This is a genomic window from Paraburkholderia pallida, from assembly GCF_004524855.1.
GTDB lineage: Bacteria > Pseudomonadota > Gammaproteobacteria > Burkholderiales > Burkholderiaceae > Paraburkholderia > Paraburkholderia oxyphila.
Map to the genome: position 1 here is coordinate 856,038 of NZ_CP038148.1, position 17,441 is coordinate 873,478.

General features: G+C 67.7%; 12 protein-coding genes and 3 pseudogenes. 11 read left to right on the forward strand and 4 right to left on the reverse strand.

The annotated features are described in order from the left end of the window. Positions 1 to 106: 106 nt before the first annotated feature. The 10 genes and pseudogenes from E1956_RS03805 to E1956_RS03845 all read left to right on the forward strand — a co-directional run bounded on the left by E1956_RS03805 (position 107) and on the right by E1956_RS03845 (position 11,313). A complete protein-coding gene (locus E1956_RS03805) occupies positions 107 to 460 on the forward strand; it encodes a phage holin family protein (RefSeq protein ID WP_028221843.1) in 354 nt (117 codons plus the stop codon). 53 nt (positions 461 to 513) lie between these two features. Next, complete coding sequence (gene metF, locus E1956_RS03810; protein ID WP_134747499.1) at positions 514 to 1,344, forward strand: methylenetetrahydrofolate reductase [NAD(P)H]; 831 nt, start codon at positions 514 to 516, stop codon at positions 1,342 to 1,344. Between the two features lie 225 nt (positions 1,345 to 1,569). After that, positions 1,570 to 3,066: pseudogene (locus E1956_RS47665) on the forward strand (O-linked N-acetylglucosamine transferase, SPINDLY family protein); the annotation flags it as partial. 307 nt (positions 3,067 to 3,373) lie between these two features. After that, the gene (locus E1956_RS47670) at positions 3,374 to 3,787 is read left to right on the forward strand and encodes an O-linked N-acetylglucosamine transferase family protein (protein WP_418789244.1); all 414 of its coding nucleotides are present in this window, start codon (positions 3,374 to 3,376) and stop codon (positions 3,785 to 3,787) included. Between the two features lie 434 nt (positions 3,788 to 4,221). After that, a pseudogene (locus E1956_RS03820) lies at positions 4,222 to 5,858 on the forward strand (ABC transporter substrate-binding protein). 148 nt (positions 5,859 to 6,006) lie between these two features. Continuing rightward, positions 6,007 to 7,018: pseudogene (locus tag E1956_RS03825) on the forward strand (ABC transporter permease subunit). A 54-nt stretch (positions 7,019 to 7,072) separates the two neighbouring features. Next, the gene (locus E1956_RS03830; protein ID WP_134750333.1) at positions 7,073 to 7,990 is read left to right on the forward strand and encodes an ABC transporter permease subunit; all 918 of its coding nucleotides are present in this window, start codon (positions 7,073 to 7,075) and stop codon (positions 7,988 to 7,990) included. A 2-nt stretch (positions 7,991 to 7,992) separates the two neighbouring features. Then, positions 7,993 to 8,991, forward strand: coding sequence for an ABC transporter ATP-binding protein (locus E1956_RS03835; RefSeq protein WP_134747501.1), 999 nt, complete (start codon positions 7,993 to 7,995; stop codon positions 8,989 to 8,991). Further along, complete coding sequence (locus E1956_RS03840) at positions 8,988 to 9,989, forward strand: peptide ABC transporter ATP-binding protein (protein ID WP_134747502.1); 1,002 nt, start codon at positions 8,988 to 8,990, stop codon at positions 9,987 to 9,989. The genes E1956_RS03835 and E1956_RS03840 overlap by 4 nt, the downstream gene beginning before the upstream one ends. A gap of 1 nt (position 9,990) precedes the next feature. After that, the gene (locus E1956_RS03845; RefSeq protein ID WP_232071256.1) at positions 9,991 to 11,313 is read left to right on the forward strand and encodes a TraB/GumN family protein; all 1,323 of its coding nucleotides are present in this window, start codon (positions 9,991 to 9,993) and stop codon (positions 11,311 to 11,313) included. A gap of 9 nt (positions 11,314 to 11,322) precedes the next feature. On the opposite strand, the gene E1956_RS03850 is transcribed toward E1956_RS03845, so the two are convergent. Continuing rightward, positions 11,323 to 13,434: a tetratricopeptide repeat protein gene (locus E1956_RS03850; RefSeq protein WP_167759973.1), complete on the reverse strand. Its 2,112-nt coding sequence runs from the start codon at positions 13,432 to 13,434 to the stop codon at positions 11,323 to 11,325. A 238-nt stretch (positions 13,435 to 13,672) separates the two neighbouring features. Between E1956_RS03850 and E1956_RS03855 the strand changes: the two genes are divergently transcribed. Beyond that, positions 13,673 to 14,482 (forward strand): glycosyltransferase family 2 protein, encoded by an 810-nt coding sequence (locus tag E1956_RS03855; RefSeq protein WP_134747504.1) that lies wholly within the window; start codon positions 13,673 to 13,675, stop codon positions 14,480 to 14,482. Positions 14,483 to 14,545: 63 nt separating this feature from the next. On the opposite strand, the gene E1956_RS03860 is transcribed toward E1956_RS03855, so the two are convergent. From E1956_RS03860 to pxpA, 3 genes are all read right to left on the reverse strand, one after another. Then, on the reverse strand, positions 14,546 to 15,499 hold the full coding sequence (locus tag E1956_RS03860; RefSeq protein ID WP_134747505.1) for a DUF979 domain-containing protein: 954 nt from the start codon (positions 15,497 to 15,499) through the stop codon (positions 14,546 to 14,548). Next, the gene (locus E1956_RS03865; protein ID WP_134747506.1) at positions 15,496 to 16,287 is read right to left on the reverse strand and encodes a DUF969 domain-containing protein; all 792 of its coding nucleotides are present in this window, start codon (positions 16,285 to 16,287) and stop codon (positions 15,496 to 15,498) included. The genes E1956_RS03860 and E1956_RS03865 overlap by 4 nt, the downstream gene beginning before the upstream one ends. 273 nt (positions 16,288 to 16,560) lie before the next feature. Further along, on the reverse strand, positions 16,561 to 17,316 hold the full coding sequence (gene pxpA, locus E1956_RS03870; RefSeq protein ID WP_028223607.1) for a 5-oxoprolinase subunit PxpA: 756 nt from the start codon (positions 17,314 to 17,316) through the stop codon (positions 16,561 to 16,563). Between the last annotated feature and the right edge of the window lie 125 nt (positions 17,317 to 17,441).

Consider the following 17,441-nt stretch of genomic DNA (forward strand, 5'->3'; position numbering starts at 1 on the left):
GCCGCGTTTAAGCGACCCGCCCGATGCTGTGATCACGCCCGTGCGCTGCGCCTTTCGTGGCCGCGCATGGGCGGGCACACACCACAACGACGCAAAAGGAGTTTCCATGACCGTGCTGCTGACCTGGCTGATCAATGCGCTCGCGCTCCTGATCATCACCTGGCTCGTTCCGTCGATCCACGTGCGCAGCTTCGGCACCGCGCTGATCGTCGCGCTCGTGCTCGGCCTCATCAACGCTGTCCTGCGTCCGGTGCTCATCCTGCTCACGCTGCCCGTGACCATCCTCACGCTCGGCCTGTTCATCCTCGTGGTGAACGCGCTGTGCTTCTGGCTGGCGGCGTCGCTGCTCAAGGGCTTCGAGGTGTCGGGCTTCTGGTCGGCGTTCTTCGGCTCGATCCTCTACAGCATCGTCTCCTGGCTGCTCTCGGCGCTGATCTTCGGCAACCGCAGCCTCGGCTGACGACAGTCCGGGCCGAAGCGCCAAGTTTCGGCCGGCTCATTACGAAAGCGATCATGAAACCGATCGAACTCTCATTCGAATTCTTCCCGCCGAAGACCCCGGACGGCGTCGAGAAGCTGCGCGCCACGCGCGCGCAACTGCTCACGCTCAAGCCGCGCTTCGTCTCGGTGACCTTCGGCGCGGGCGGCTCGACGCAGCAAGGCACGCTCGACACCATCGTCGACATCGCCAAGGAAGGCGTCGACGCGGCCCCGCACCTCTCGTGCATCGGCTCGACCAAGGAAAGCCTGCGCGAGATCCTGCGCCAGTACCGCTCGCACGGCATCCGCCACATCGTGGCGCTGCGCGGCGACCTGCCTTCGGGCATGGGCGAAATGGGCGAGCTGCGCTATGCGTCGGAGCTCGTCGCGTTCATCCGCGAGGAAACCGGCGACGCGTTCCATATCGAAGTGGCCGCGTATCCCGAATATCACCCGCAGGCGCGCTCGCCGCGCCACGACCTCGAAGCGTTCGCGAAGAAGGTGAAGGCCGGGGCGAACTCGGCCATCACGCAATACTTCTTCAACGCCGACGCGTACTTCCGCTTCCTCGAGGACGCGAGGAAGCTCGGCGTGGACGTGCCCATCGTGCCCGGCATCATGCCGATCACGAACTACACGCAGCTGATGCGCTTCTCGGAGATGTGCGGCGCGGAAGTGCCGCGCTGGGTCGCGAAGCGCCTGGAAAGCTTCGGCGACGACCGCGAATCGATCCGCGCATTCGGCCTCGACGTGGTGACGGACCTGTGCCGCCGCCTCATCGAGAACGGCGCGCCGGGCCTGCACTTCTACACGCTCAACGCGGCGGGCGCGACAAAGGCGATTTGCGAGCGGCTCGATTTGTGAGCGACTGAGCAACGCCTGAGTCCCTGGCCAGCCGCCACTCGCGCGGCGCCATGCGAACCGCGCGGCACCCTTCACGAGGGGCCGCGCGGTTTTTATTTGCGCGGGCTTTGCGGCTTGGGCTCGTGATGTACGTCAAGAAACGCAGACGGGACGCTGCCGATAATCGAAGGTTTTTATCCGCGTGGCCGCGCAACGACAGTCGTCGTGCGCGGCAAGCCCTGGCGCATGACCACTTCCGCTCCCGAGATCAAACCGCAAGCCGGCACCTTCGCCGACGCCGTCGCCGCATGGCGCGCCGGCGCACTGGACGAGGCGCGCACGCGCTGTGCACGGCTCATCGCGGCCAATGCACAGGATGCCGATGCATGGCATCTGGCCGGCATTCTCGAAACGGCGCGCGACCGGCGGGCGGCACGTACGCTGATCGAGCGCGCGCTCGCGCTGCGCGAAGACCCCAACTTCCTCGTGAGCCTGGCCCTCACCTATGACCCGGCCACCGAGGCGCAGGGCGCCTTCGCGGCACTAGAACGCGCGCTCGCCATCCGTCCGGATTTTTCAATCGCGCTGAACAATCTCGCGAATCTGTACACCGCCCAAGGCGACTTCCCGCGCGCGCTGGCGGCCTTCGAGCGCGCGCTCGCGCTCACGCCCGACTACGCGGGCGCGCACTACAACTACGGCAGCGCGCTGTTCGCGAGCGGCGACGCGGCGCGCGCGGAGGCGCCGCTGCGCCGCGCCGTGGCGCTCGACGCGGGCTATGTGAACGCCTGGAACAATCTCGCGAACGTCCTGATCGCGTTGCAGCGCACGGATGAGGCCATGGCCGCGCTCGACCATGCGCGCACCCTCACGCCCGAGTCCGCCGACGTGCTCACGAATCTCGGCTGCCTGCTGCGCGCGCGCGGCCGCCACGCCGAGGCGCAAGCGGCACTGGAGCGCGCGCTCGTGCTCGCGCCGCGCAACGCGTCGGCGTGGAATAACCTGGGCAACGTGCTGGTCGACCTCTCGCGCATCGACGCGGCGCGCGCCGCGTTCACGCGCGCCCTCGAGCTGAAGCCGCGTTTCGCCAGCGCCTGGAGCAATCTGGGCAACGCGCACAAGCACGCGGGCGACATCGAGTCCGCGCTCGCGTCCTATCGCGAAGCGCTCGCCTGCGAGCCCGGCAGCATCGGCGCGCATAGCAACTACGTCTACGCGCTGATGTTCGCGACCGACGACGGCCACACCATCCGCTCCGCCGCCGGGCAGCTTTCCGCGCAACATGAAGCGGCCCTGCTCGCGCAGCCCGTGGCGCACGCGACGGTGCCCGATGCGGTGCGGCGTTTGCGCATCGGCTATGTCTCGCCGGACTTTCGCACGCATTGCCAGATGCTGTTCACGACGCCGCTGTTCCACCATCACGACCATGCGGCGTTCGAGATCGTCTGCTATTCGAGCGTCGCGAGCCCGGACGAGGTGACAGCGCGCCTCGCCGCTCACGCCGACCTCTGGCGAGACGTGCGCGAATTCGACGACGCGCGGCTCGCCCAGCAGATCCACGCGGACCGCATCGACATTCTCGTGGACCTGACCATGCACATGGACGGCGCGCGGCGCCTCATGTTCGCGCGGCGGCCCGCGCCGGTGCAGGTGGCGTGGCTCGCTTACCCGGGCACCACGGGCAGCGCGGCGATCGGCTGGCGGCTCACCGATCCGTGGCTCGACCCTGTCGGCGCGCCGGGCGTGGACGATCAGTACACCGAGCGGTCGCTGCGCCTGCCCGATGCCTTCTGGTGCTACGACGCGCTCGCGCCCGGCATCGAGGTCACCGGGCTGCCGGCGCTGGCCGCAGGACACGACGGCCACCTCACGTTCGGCTGCCTGAACAACCCCTGCAAGCTCACCGGCGCCACGCTCGCCCTCTGGGCGGGCGTGTTCGCGGCGCTGCCCACGGCGCGGCTCGTGCTGATGGCGCCGCCCGGCGCCGCACGCGAGCGGCTCGTGGCGCGCCTGGGCGCGCCTGGGCGCGCATGGCGTCGATGCGGCGCGCGTGCGCTTCGCGGGCTTTCAGGCGCGCGAGGACTATCTGCGCACCTGGGCGCAAATCGACATCGCGCTCGACACGTTTCCCTACAACGGCCATACCACGAGCCTCGACGCGTTCTGGATGGGCGTGCCGGTGCCCACGCGCGTGGGCCGCTCGGCGGCGAGCCGCGCCGGCCTCTCGCTGCTCGCCAACCTGGGGCTGCCGGAGCTGGCCGCGCACACCGATGCCGCGTACGTCGAGATCGTGGTGTCGCTCGCGCGCGATCCGGCACGCCTCGCCACACTGCGCGCGGGCCTGCGCGCGCGCATGGCGGCCTCGCCGCTAATGGACGGCGCACGCTTTGCGCGCAATATGGAAGCGGCTTACCGGCTCATGTGGCGCGACTGGTGCGAGCGCGCGCGGCCGGTGAGCGCCTGAAATCGCCCTCGAGGGGCGTCGGGGAGTGGCGGGGAGCGGCCAAGTGCCCCAGGCTGGCTCCGCGAAGCCGCCAGGCAGGCACCGGTTGCCCGCGAAACTGCAAACGGAATAACGGCGCGGTAAGGTCCACTGGCGGTGAGCGCCCGCTACGGCTGGCGCGCCGTTTGCGCATCGGCCCGCCATGAAATGCGCGAAACGCGACAGAAGAACGACGAAAAAGCAGCAAAAACGCAATCGGCGTACGTTCTGACAGCAGACCGGGGGCGATCCGGGCAATTTCGCGCAACTCGGCTCCGGAAGCCGCTCGCAGCAAGGCTGTCAACCAGGCATTTCCTGCTCGCAAAGGTCATTTTGGCCGGCTTGTGAGCGCGGGGAGTGCTCTTGTAAGATCGCGCTACGCCGGCTCACGAGGTCGGCACCGAACTGGAGGAAACATGAAAGAAAACAAACTGTTGCGTGTCGCACGACTGACATCGCTCGTGGCGCTCGCAGCGGCATCGATTGGAGGCGCCTCCCTCGCGCACGCCGCGGGCAGCATCCCGAACAAGACGCTCGTCTACTGCTCGGAAGGCAGCCCCGCCGGCTTCGACCCGGCCCAGTACACGACCGGCACCGACTTCACCGCGAATACGTTCACCGTCTACAACCGCCTCGTCGAGTTCGAGCGCGGCGGCACCAAGGTCGAGCCGGGTCTCGCCCAGTCGTGGGACGTTTCCGCTGACGGCAAGACCTACACGTTCCACCTGCGCCATGGCGTGAAGTTCCAGACCACCTCGTACTTCAAGCCCTCGCGCGAGTTCAACGCGGACGACGTCGTGTTCACGTTCGACCGCATGCTCAACCCGAACAACGCGTTCCGCAAGGCCTACCCGGTGTCGTTCCCGTACTTCACCGACATGGGCCTCGACAAGCTGATCGCCAAGGTCGAGAAGGTCGATCCGTACACCGTGAAGTTCACGCTGAACGAGCCGAACGCGCCGTTCATCCAGAACATGGCGATGGAATTCGCGTCGATTTTGTCGGCGGAATACGCGGACCAGCTGATGAAGGCCGGCAAGGCCGCCGACATCAACCAGTATCCGCTCGGCACGGGCCCCTTCATCTTCAAGAGCTACACGAAGGACGCGACCATCCGTTTCGATGGCAATCCTGATTACTGGAAGCCGGGCGCCGTGAAGCTCTCGAAGCTGATCTTCTCGATCACGCCGGACGCCAGCGTGCGCGTGCAGAAGATCAAGCGCGACGAGTGCCAGAGGTGATGACCTATCCGCGTCCCGCGGATATCGCGCCGCTGAAGGCCGAGTCGGGCATCGCGATGCCCTCGCAGCCGGGCTTCAACCTCGGCTACCTGTCGTACAACGTCGAGCACAAGCCGCTCGACAAGGTCGAAGTGCGCGAGGCGCTCGACATGGCGATCAACAAGAAGGCGATCATCGACTCGGTGTACCAGGGCGCGGGCCAGGCGGCGACCAACCCGATGCCGCCCACGCAGTGGTCCTACGACAAGAGCCTGAAGGCGAACCCGTACGACCCCGAGAAGGCCAAGGCGCTGCTCGCGAAGGCGGGCCTCGCGAGCGGCTTCGAGATCACGCTCTGGGCGATGCCGGTGCAGCGCGCCTATAACCCGAACGCACGCCTGATGGCCGAGATGATCCAGGCCGACTGGGCCAAGATCGGCGTGAAGGCCAAGATCGTCACGTACGAGTGGGGCGAGTACATCAAGCGCGCGCACGCGGGCGAGGACGACACCATGCTGATCGGCTGGACGGGCGACAACGGCGACCCGGACAACTGGCTCGGCACGCTGCTCGGCTGCGAGGCCGTGAACGGCAACAACTTCGGCAAGTGGTGCTACAAGCCGTTCGACGAGCTGGTCCAGAAGGGCCGCCAGACCTCGGACCAGGCGCAACGTACGAAGTACTACATGCAGGCGCAGCAGATCTTCGCGCAGCAACTGCCGTTCTCGCCGATCGCCCACTCGACCGTCTATCAGCCGGTCAGCAAGAAGGTGATCGACATGCGCATCGAGCCGCTGGGCTACGCGCGCTTCGACGGCGTCGGCATGCAGTAATGTTGGTCGCGTAGTGTTTCACTCACTTTCGCTCAGTCAGCACCTACACGGAAAACTGTCGAAATAAGGTCCGGCGACCGGGGTCACGAGCCCCTGTCGCCGGTTGCGTTTCATTCGTTTCATTCCAGGCTTTAAGGGGGAACACCACATGTTCCGCTTCGTATTGCGCCGCATCGGCATGGTGATACCTACCTTCATTGGCATCACGCTGCTCGCGTTCGCGCTCATCCACCTGATTCCGGGCGACCCCATCGAAGTGATGATGGGCGAGCGCGGCGTCGATCCGCAAATGCATGCCGAGGCGATGCACCGCCTGGGGCTCGACGAGCCCCTGCCGATGCAGTACGTGCACTACGTCTGGCACGCGATGCACGGCAATCTCGGCACCTCGATCATCACCAACACGAGCGTGATGGGCGAGTTCCTCGCGCGCTTTCCCGCCACCGTCGAGCTCTCGTTGTGCGCGCTCATGTTCGCGCTCATCGTGGGCCTGCCCGCCGGCGTGTTCGCGGCCTTGCGGCGCGGCACCGTCGTCGATCACGGCGTGATGGGCACCGCGCTCACCGGCTACTCGATGCCGATCTTCTGGTGGGGGCTCATCCTCATCATGGTGTTCTCGTCCGCTCGGCTGGACGCCGGTCTCGGGGCGCATCGCGGTGGAGTACGACATTCCGCACGTGACGGGCTTCATGCTGATCGATTCGCTCCTGCCCGGCACCGACGAAGGCGCGTTCAGGTCGGTGCTCTCGCACCTGATCCTGCCCGCGATCGTGCTCGGCACGATTCCGCTCGCCGTGGTCGCGCGCATGACGCGCTCGTCCATGCTCGAAGTGCTGCGCGAGGATTACATCCGCACCGCGCGCGCCAAGGGCCTTTCGCCCCTGCGCGTGATCGTCGTGCATGCGCTGCGCAATGCGCTCATTCCCGTGGTGACCGTGATCGGCCTGCAGGTCGGCACGCTGCTTGCGGGGGCCGTGCTCACCGAGACGCTGTTCTCGTGGCCCGGCATCGGCAAATGGCTGATCGATGCGATCAGCCGGCGCGACTATCCGGTGGTGCAGGGCGGCATTCTCATGATCGCGACGCTCGTGATCGTCGTGAACCTGTTCGTCGATCTGCTGTACGGCGTGCTCAATCCGCGCATTCGACATACGAGGTAATCACGCCATGACGATGCAAATCCCGCAATCCATTCATCGACTCGTGGAGGCATGATGGCTGACATTCAGAACACCGTGCCTCGCGCCGTCACGCCGCCTTCGGGCCGCGCGCTCGTGCTGCGCGAATTCTGGGCGAACTTCTCGCGCAACCGGGGCGCCGTGGGCGCCGGCGTGATCGTGCTGCTGCTCGTTTTCCTGGCGGTTTTCGCGCCGCTGATCGCGCCGCACAGCCCCATCGAGCAATACCGCGACTTCGTGAAGATCCCGCCCGCCTGGCTCGACGGCGGCAACTGGAAGTTCATTCTCGGCACCGACGAAGCGGGTCGCGACATCCTCTCGCGCCTGATGTACGGCGCGCGGCTGTCGCTGTGGATCGGCTGCGTCTCGGTGCTGCTCGCGCTGATTCCGGGCGTCGTGCTCGGGCTCGTGGCCGCGTTCTTCGAGAAGTGGGCCGACACGCCCATCATGCGTCTCATGGACGTGCTGCTCGCGCTGCCCTCGCTGCTGCTCGCGGTGGCCGTGGTCGCGATCATCGGCCCGGGCCTCACCAATACGATGTTCGCGATTGCGATCGTCGCGCTGCCCGGCTATGTGCGTCTCACGCGTGGCTCGGCTTTGGGCGAACTGCACAAGGAGTACGTGACCGCCTCGCGCGTGGCCGGCGCCGGCACGCTGCGGCTGATGTTCTCGCAGGTGCTGCCCAACTGCACGGCGCCGCTCATCGTGCAGGCCACGCTCGGCTTTTCGTCGGCGATTCTCGACGCGGCCGCGCTCGGCTTCCTCGGTCTCGGCGTGCAGCCGCCCAAGGCGGAGTGGGGCGCGATGCTCGCCTCGGCGCGCGACTACATCGACAGCGCCTGGTGGATCGTCACGATGCCTGGTCTGTCCATCCTCATTTCGGTGCTCGCAATCAATCTGCTCGGTGACGGGCTGCGCGACGCACTCGATCCCAAGCTGAAACGGATGGCCTGATCATGAATAAAGAACTGCTAACCATCCGCAACCTGGCGGTGAACTTCAACGGCCTGCCGGCCGTGGACCGCGTGAATCTTTCCGTGGCGCCGGGCGAGGTGCTCGGCATCGTCGGCGAATCGGGCTCGGGCAAGAGCGTGACGATGATGGCGCTGATGGGCCTCATCGACGCCCCCGGCAAGGTGAGCGCCGACTCGATCACGTTCGACGGCCGCGACCTGCTCAACGCCACCGGCAAGGAGCGCCGCCGCATCGTCGGCAAGGACATCGCGATGGTGTTCCAGGACGCGCTATCGAGCCTGAACCCGAGCTACACCGTCGGCTATCAGATCAAGGAAGTGCTGAAGCTGCACGAGGGGCTGCGCGGCTCGGCGCTCAACGCGCGCGCGCTCGAGCTGCTCGACCAGGTGGGCATTCCCGACGCGAAGAACCGCATCGACAACTTCCCGCACCAGATGTCGGGCGGCATGAACCAGCGCGTGATGATCGCGATGGCCGTGGCCTGCAACCCGAAGCTGCTGATCGCCGACGAGCCCACCACGGCGCTCGACGTGACGATCCAGGCGCAGATCATGGAGCTGCTCGTGCGCCTGCAGAAGGAGCGCGGCATGGCGCTCGTGCTGATCTCGCACGACCTGGCCGTGGTCTCCGAAGTCGCGCAGCGCGTGGCCGTGATGTACGCGGGCGAGATCATCGAGACCAACCGCGTGCCCGATATCTTTTCGCGGCCGCATCATCCGTACACGGAGGCGCTGCTCGCGGCGATCCCCGAGCACAACAAGGGGGCGATGCGGCTGGCCGCGCTGCCCGGCATGGTGCCCGGCCGCGACGACCGGCCCAGCGGGTGCCTGTTCGCGCCGCGCTGCAAATACGTGGTGGACGACTGCATGAAGGCGCGGCCCGCGCTCGGCCCGGTGGCCGATGAAAGTGGTTACGCACAGGTCCGCTGCATCAAGCCGCTGAACGCGACGGCTCAACCCATCCACGGAGGCGCGCGATGAACGCAGTCCAGCAACACGCGGCTCATGAAGACGACAAGGTGCTCGTCGCCGAGGATCTCAAGAAGCACTACAGCGTCAAGCGCGGCATGTTCGGCACGGGCACCGTGAAGGCGCTCAACGGCGTGTCGTTCTCGCTCACGCGCGGACGCACGCTCGCGGTGGTGGGCGAGTCGGGTTGCGGCAAGTCCACGCTCGCGCGCCAGCTCACGATGATCGAGCCGCCCACCGCGGGCAAGCTCACCATCGACGGCGAGGACGTCGCGCACGCGAACGGCGAGAAGATCGCCGCGCTGCGCCGCCGCGTGCAGATGGTGTTCCAGAACCCGTTCGCCTCGCTCAATCCGCGCAAGACCGTCGAGCAGACGCTCGGCGAGCCGCTCGCGATCAACACCCAGCTCACGGCGAGCGAGCGCGCCGACCGCATCGCGCACATGATGCGCATCGTGGGCCTGCGGCCCGAGCATGCGAAGCGCTATCCGCACATGTTCTCGGGCGGCCAGCGTCAGCGCGTGGCGATCGCGCGGGCGATGATCCTCGACCCGCAGATCGTGGTGGCCGACGAGCCGGTCTCGGCGCTCGACGTGTCGATCCAGGCGCAGATCCTCAATCTGTTCATGGACCTGCAGGAGCAGTTCCGCACGAGCTACGTGTTCATTTCGCACAACCTGGCCGTGGTCGAGCACATCGCCGACGACGTGATGGTGATGTACCTGGGCGGCGTGGCGGAGCTGGGCGACAAGAAGACGGTGATCGGGCGGCCGCGCCATCCGTACACACGCTCGCTGCTCTCCGCGACGCCCGCGATCTTCGAAGCGGACCGGCATGTGAAGATCAAGCTCGAGGGTGAGCTGCCTTCGCCGCTGAACCCGCCTTCGGGCTGCACGTTCCATCAGCGCTGTCCGTATGCGATCGAGCGGTGCCGCAAGGAAGTGCCGCTGCTTCGCGAAGTGGATGGGCGTCAGGTATCCTGCCATCGTGCAGAGGAGGTGGGGGAATAGAATGCCTGAAGCGACGGCGGCGCGTCGTTTTACGCGCCGCCCGCTAAGGGGCGGCCGTCGCGCCGCATTGAAAAGACCAGCTCGGGGAGGCGCCATCGCGTTTTTATGTGCGCTGTTGTGTGCGCAGTCACGGGTGCGCTCCTGGCTGCGTTCGTGGCTTCGTGCGGCGCTGGCCGCGGCGCTCGCGCTGGCCGTTGCCCTCGGGCCTTCGCTCGACCGTCCGCTGCGGCTCGCGTGGCTGCAAGGCACGGTGCATGACGGCACGGACCCGGCGTGGCACGCGCGGCTGGCTGCCGCGTCCCGCTTCAGCGGCATCTTGCCGCAGACGCGCGCATTCATGCCCAGCGCGCTGGCCGCGGCCACCGCGGCCAACACGCCCGGCATGCATCCCCCCATTCCGGCTCCAAGCCTGCCCGGCTTCCACTCGCCGCCCCCCATGCCGAGCTACGCGTCGGGCACGACCGCGGGCGGTCCGGTGCGCACGCAACCGGCGCGCATGCCGTTCTACGTCGCCACGCGCGGCACCACCACGATCTATCTGCTCGGCACGCTGCACGTGGGCGACCCCGCCGACTACCCGCCGAACCAGCCGTTCCGGGCGCCGATCCTCGCGGCGCTCAACGCCTCGCCGACGCTCGCGCTCGAACTCTCGCCCGACGACCTGCTCGTCTCCCAGGACGACGTCTCGAAATATGGCGTGTGCCGCAAGCCCTGTTTGCAGCAGCTCCTGCCCGAGCCGCTGTGGGCGAAGCTGGCGGCGCGCCTGCGCGGCAATCCTGAGGCGCTTGCCGAGATCCGCAAGATGAAGCCCTGGCTCGCCTCGCTGCTGGTGGAAACCTATGATTCGCTGAGCGCGGGCCTGCAGACCGAGTACGGCACGGAGGCGCAGTTGCAGAACGTGTTCCTGCGCCTGAAAGGGCGGCGCATCGTCGGACTGGAGACGCTCGGCGAGCAGATGCGGGCGTTCACGTACCTGAACCTCGCGCAGCAGCGCGAGATGCTCGCCCAGGATCTCGCGCAGACGCCCGCGCAAAACGTCGCCGACGTCCAGACGCTGCTGCGCCTGTGGCGCGTGGGCGACGCCGACGCGATCGCGGCCTGGGACGCCGCGCGCACCGAAAAGCTCGCGCACGATCCGCGCGTGGCCGCTTCGGTGGATAACCGCATCGTCTACGAGCGCAACCGGCGCTTCGTCGCGCGCATGCAGCAGTATGCGGCGCCCAACAAGCCGCTGTTCGTCGCGATTGGTGCGTTGCATCTGGGCGGCCAGAAAGGCGTGCTCCAGTTGCTGCGCCAGCGCGGGTTTGCGGTCGATCCGGGCTAAGGTCGAGCTTTACGGTCGATCCGCGCTGAGGTCCAGCTCCCCGTTTTCCGCTTGGGCGGGCGCCGGCCCTGGCGCTTTTTGCGTGGCTTGTTGCCTCGCTTCATGTGCCGCATCTTGGGATTTCGACACGGATTTTCGCGCGCCCGCGCGTTTGGGCTTTTCGGCGAGCGCCTCACGCAATTCATCTAGCGCCGTCTGCCAGTCGCCCACTTCGCGCTGGCGGAAGAGCCGCGCCGTGGGATACCACGGCGAATCCGCGCGCTTTTCGAGCCAGCGCCATTCGCCGTTCGCGGGCACGAGGATCCAGACCGGCTTGCCGAGCGCGCCGGCCAGGTGCGCGACCGAGGTGTCCACGGCAATCACGAGATCGAGGTTCATGATGAGCGCGGCCGTGTCGCCGAAGTCGCGCAGATCGTCGGTGAAGTCGTGGATCGTCGCGTCGCCGGCCAGCCCCGTGAGCTGCGCGCGGGCCGCCTCGCCCTTTTGCAGCGAGAACCAGCTGATTTTCTCGAGCGCGAAGAGCGGCCGGAACGCGGCCAGCGCCACCGAGCGGTTGCGGTCGTTGTAGAAGCCGGGATTGCCGCCCCAGACGAGGCCGATGTTGCGGTAGCCGGCGGGCTTGCGCACGGCGGGTTTTTCCCCTGCCTTTGAAGCCGGTGTGGCGGTGGCATCGTGCGCCGCCAGCGCGGCGCCGTCCGGCGCCTTGCGGGCCTCGCGCGCGAGATCAGCCGCCATGGCGGCCTGCACGCGCGGCTTCCACGCTTGAATGTCGACCTCGCGCGCGAACAGATAGGGCACCGTGGCCGGAACCGTGTCGAGCTCGGTGCCGCACGCGGACGGCGCGCTCATCACGTACAGCCAGTAGTCGTAATCGCCGGCCGGCGTGCCGGTCCACGCGCGGTGCACGCCCGGCACCGACTGCGCAAGCAATTGCAGGGTCTGCGGCACGCACACGTCTACGCTCGCGCCGCGCGCGGCGAGCGTGCTCGCATAGCGCACGAACTGGATCTGGTCGCCGAAGCCCTGCTCGTGCACGAGCAGCACGCGCTTGCCCTCGAGCGGCTCGCCTTGCCACTCGACCATGCCTTCGATATCGAGCGGCGCATAGTCGCAGGCGCGCCAGCGCCGGGCGTACTCGGCCCAGCCCTCGCGATACTCGCCGCGCTTGAGCTTGAGCCAGACGAGGTTCTGGCGCGCGTCGGCGTGCTGCGGGTCGAGTTCGAGCGCGCGCCGGTAGTAAGGCTCTTCCTCGTCGTTGCGCCCCTGCGCGCCCAGCGCAGCGCCGAGGCACACGAGATTCGCCGCGTTCGGCTCGAGCTCCACCGCCTTGCGATAGCACGTTTCCGCCGCCCGATAGTCGCCGGTTTGACCCAGCGCCGTGCCGAGGTTCACCCAGGCGGCCGCGTAGCCGGGCGCCAGCTCCACGGCCCGACGGTATTGCGCGATGGCGGCGGCATCGTCGCCGAGTGCGCGCTGCGCGTTCGCGATATTGAAGTGGATGGCCGCGTCGGCGGGCGCGAGCGCGAGCGCTTCGCGGTAGCTGGCGAGCGCTTCCTCGTAACGGCGCAGCCTCGCGAGCACGCTGCCCAGATTCACGAGCGCGTTCACGGAGGCCGGCGCCAGCGCGAGCGCCGCGCGGCAGTGGCGCTCCGCGCCCGCGTAGTCGCCCGCTTCGCGCAGCGCGAGCGCGAGGTTGTTGTGCGCATCGACGAAACCAGGGGCGAGGCGCAGCGCTTCGCGCAGGTTGTGCGCCGCTTCGGCGTGCTGGCCGAGCGCGAGCGCGGCGAGGCCGCGGTTGCTCCAGCAGACCGCATCGGTGGGGGAATGCGCGAGCGCGCGGTCCATCAGCGCCAGCGCGCCGCGATGGTCGCCGCGCTGATGACAGACGACGCCCCAGTAATGCAACGCATCGGCATGCGCCGGATCGCGCTCGACGAGCGCGCTGTAGATCGCTTGCGCTTCATCGAGGCGCCCCGCGCTGTGCGCTTCGAGTGCGGCGGCGAGGCGCGCGGCAGGCGAAGCGTCGGGCGCGCCGGGATCGGTGTGTCCGGCATGTTCGTCAGGCGCAGAGGAAGCGGCGGAATCAGCGGAATCGGTAGAACCGGAGGCGTTCGAAGTCATGGCGATGTGACGCGGCCAGGGCGCTTGTGCGCTGGACACGCATCTGACCGGATTGGGGAGAACCATAAAAGATAAGGGTCCGGCCCCGCCGCATCGATAAGAAAACTCCGAAAGCGATGGGGACAATGATCGAATCGCTAGGCGAGCCGCATACGGGTTCGCGCTTTAGTGGGTTTTCGATTTCGGTTCGTATGAGGCGGCTCTACGATGCACTTTTTTGTCTGTCCAGGACCGCAACATGACGACTTCACCGATTGCCAGGACCGACGCGCCCGTTGTCAGCGTCATCACCCCGACCTGGGAGCGCGAGGCCATGCTGCAGCATGCGTACCGGTCGTTCGCGCATCAGGACCTGCCGGCCTGCGAATGGATCGTGATCGACGACAGCGAGCGGCCCAGCGCATTCATGCAGGGCCTCGACGACGCGCGCGTGGTGTATCGCCATCTGCCGCAGCGCATGAGCGCCGGCGCCAAGCGCAATCTCGCGGTGGCGCTCGCGCGCGCCGAGATCATCGCCCATTTCGACGACGGCGAATACTATGCGCCGTCCTATCTGCGCACCATGTGCGCGCAGTTGACCCAGCAGCGGGCCGATTTCGTCAAGCTCAGCGCGTTCTTTCTGTATAGCCGTGTGTACGGCCAGTTCGCGTGGTGGGATTTGCTGCGCAAGAGCGGGCTGCATTTCCACTGGAGCGCGCAGCCCATGACGGCGCTCAACTTTCCCGCCGACCACAAGGCGTTCGCCAACAACCATTCCGGCTACGGCTTCAGCTACGTCTACACGAAGCGCCTGTGGGCCGCGGGCCCGTTCGAATCGTGCTCGCTCAACGAGGACGGCAAATTCCTGCAGGTCGCACTCGAGCGCGGCGCGAACCTCGCGCACTTCCCCGACGACGTCGGCCTGTGCCTGCATGTGCTGCACGGGTGCAATACGTCGGCGAGCTTTCCGCAGTACCTGCTGCCCGAAGCGCTCGTGACGCGGCATTTCCCGCAGTTCGCGCAGTTCGGCGCGACGCTGCGCGCCGCGCCGCCCGAACGGCAAGCGTGAGCGGACCCACCAGGACGCCGGCCCGTGCCGGCGCCCTGGCTCGAACCGCTGCGTCCGGCCCGCTCAGAACCCGAGCACGTTCAGCAGCACGATGTTGGCCGCGAGTATGCAGAGCCCCGTCGGCACCTGCACGCGGATCACCGCGTTCTTGTCGGGCAGCTCCAGCAGCGCGGCGGGCACGATGTTGAAATTCGCGGCCATCGGCGTCATGAGCGTGCCGCAGTAGCCCGAGAACATGCCGATCGCCGCCATCATCGCGGGATTGACGTGGAAGACGCCCACCAGCACGGGCACGCCCACGCCGCCCGCCATCACCGGAAACGCGGCGAAGCCGTTGCCCATGATCACGGTGAACAGCGCCATGCCGATGCAGTAGACGGCCACGGCCACGAAGCGCACGTCCATGTTGATGTACGAAGTGGTCACGTGCGCGACCGCCTTGCCCACGCCGGCGTCCGAGAACACGAGGCCCAGCATGCCGAGCATCTGCGGCAGCACGGCGGCCCACGACAGCGCGTCGACGAGACGGCGCGTCTCGCGCATCGACTGGCCGACGCTGTCGCGCGTGATGAGGCAGGCGATGCCGAGCGCGATCACACAGCCGATGCCGAAGCCAATCAGCGTGACGTTCTTCGGATCGACGAGCGGCGTCGTGCCCACCACGAGATGGCTGGCCGCCAGGGTGAGCACGACCGTCACGGCGGGGATCGTGAGCGCCGGCACGAAGAGCTTGTTGCCGAGGCGCTTCGCGCTCGCGAGCCGTGCCTCGAGCGAGGGCACGCTGGGCTTGCCCGCGGTCACGCCGCCAAAGCCGGCGATCAGCGCCATGGCGAGCACGAGCACGCCCGCGACTTCGGCCGGCAGGCGGTCGCCGATCAGGAAGATCAGCGCATAGAGCAGCCAGAAGCCGCCCGCCGTGAAGCGGCGCGGATGCTCGCGGTCGAGCACGATCATGCCGCCGACGATCAACAGCACGACGCCGAGCAGCCAGAAGAGCCAGTTGAGCGTGATCGTCATGCTTCGTCTCCTTCGCGATCCGGAGTGGGCGCTTTGGCGCCTGCTCCGGTCCCGGGCAGAGTCGCCGAGCCCGCGGACTGGCCCACCGCTGCGCGCCGGATGCCGCCCAGCTCGCGCTCGAGCTTGCGGTCGAGCAGCCACAGGCGCGCGCCGTGAATCAGGAACGCGCAGATCGCGGTGGGAATGCCCCAGAGCGCAACGTGGATCGGCTCGACGGAAACGCCGGCTTCCCTGAGCAGCGTGACCATCAGCACGATCGCGCCGAACGCCACGAAGATGTCCTCGCCGAAGAAGAGGCCCACGTTGTCGGTCGAGGCGGCCCAGGCGCGCAGCTTGTAGCGCACGGCGTCGGGGAGCTTGCCGAAGCGGTTCTCGGTGGCGCCTTCGGCCATCGGCGCGATCAGCGGACGCACCATCTGCGGATGGCCGCCGAGGCCCGTGAGCCCGACCGCGGCGGTCAGCTCGCGCACGAGCAGGTAGACGATCAGCAGACGCCCGGCCGTGGCCGCCTTGATCTTGCCGATCCAGATCTGCGCGCGCTCGCGCAGGCCGTGGCGCTCCGAGAGCCCGATCACGGCGAGCGGCAGCAGGATGATGAGCGGGATGTTGCGCGTCTTCATGAAGCCGGTGCCGATGGCGGCGAGGATCTTGCCGGGCGGGAACCCGGCGGCGAGGCCGGTGGCGATCGCCGCCGCGGCGACGATCAGCATCGGATTGAAGCGCAGGACGAAGCCGGCGATGATCACAGCCACCCCGATGAGCGGCCATAAGTTGACGGTGCTCTGCATCTCTTTGTCTCCATTTTTTATGTGCGTCGTTATCGCCGCGCCCCGATGCCTCATGTGCTTCGGGGCGCGGTAGTGAAACGTTGCGCGCACGCGGGTGGCGTGGCGCAGCGCTCTGACTGCCCGGCTCTTGGTGGCCCTGTTTTTGCCTCTGTGCTGCCTGTTTGCTGCTTGTGTACGGCTGATGTGCTGCTTTTGCGCTGTTGACGTGCTGCTGATGTGCTGCGAGTGTCCTTCGATGCGCGGCGCATGCACCGGCTGCTTCGCGCGATGCGCTCAGGCCTCGGTCACGCCCGCCGCGCGCACGCCGATTCCGGCCTCGTCGAGCGCCGCGCGGATGCGCCGCGCGAACTCGAGCGCGTGTGGACCGTCCCCGTGCAGGCAGATGGTCTGCGCGTTCAGCGGCACCCATGCGCCGTCCACGGCCTGCACGCGCTGCTCGCGGATCATCGCGAGCGTGCGCGCGAGCACGACGTCTTGATCGTGGAGCAGGGCGCCCGGCTCGCTGCGCGGCACGAGCGAGCCGTCGGAGCGATAGCCGCGGTCGGCGAACACTTCCTCCACGGCCACGAGCCCGGCCTCCCGCGCGGCGACCACGAGCCCGCTGCCCGCGAGCGCGAACACCGTCACCGAAGGATCGAAGTCGTGCACCGCGGAGACGATCGCGTCGGCGATCTTCGCGTCGCGCGCGGCCTGGTTGTAGAGCGCGCCATGCGGCTTCACATGCGCGATGCGCCCGCCCTCGGCCTGCGCGATCGCCGAGAGGGCGCCGAGCTGATACAGCACGCCCGCGTAGATTTCCTCGGCGGGCAAGTCCATCTCCTTGCGGCCGAAGTTCTCGGGGTCGTTGAAGCTCGGGTGCGCGCCGATCGACACGCCTTTCTCCACGGCCCAGCGCACGCACTCGCGCATCGCGTTGGCGCCGCCCGCGTGCCAGCCGCACGCAATGTTGGCCGAGCTCACGAGGTCGAGCAGCGCCTCGTCGGAGCCGCAGCCTTCGCCGAGATCGGCGTTCAGATCGATGGTCGTCATGGTGTTTCTCTCCGTATTGCCTGGCGCCCGCTCATGCCTCGTTGTGCCTGCTTGTGCCGGGTTTTGCCTGGCCGCGCAGCGCGCTCCGATGCGGTGGCCGCGCCCCGTGCCTCGCTCGCGGCCTT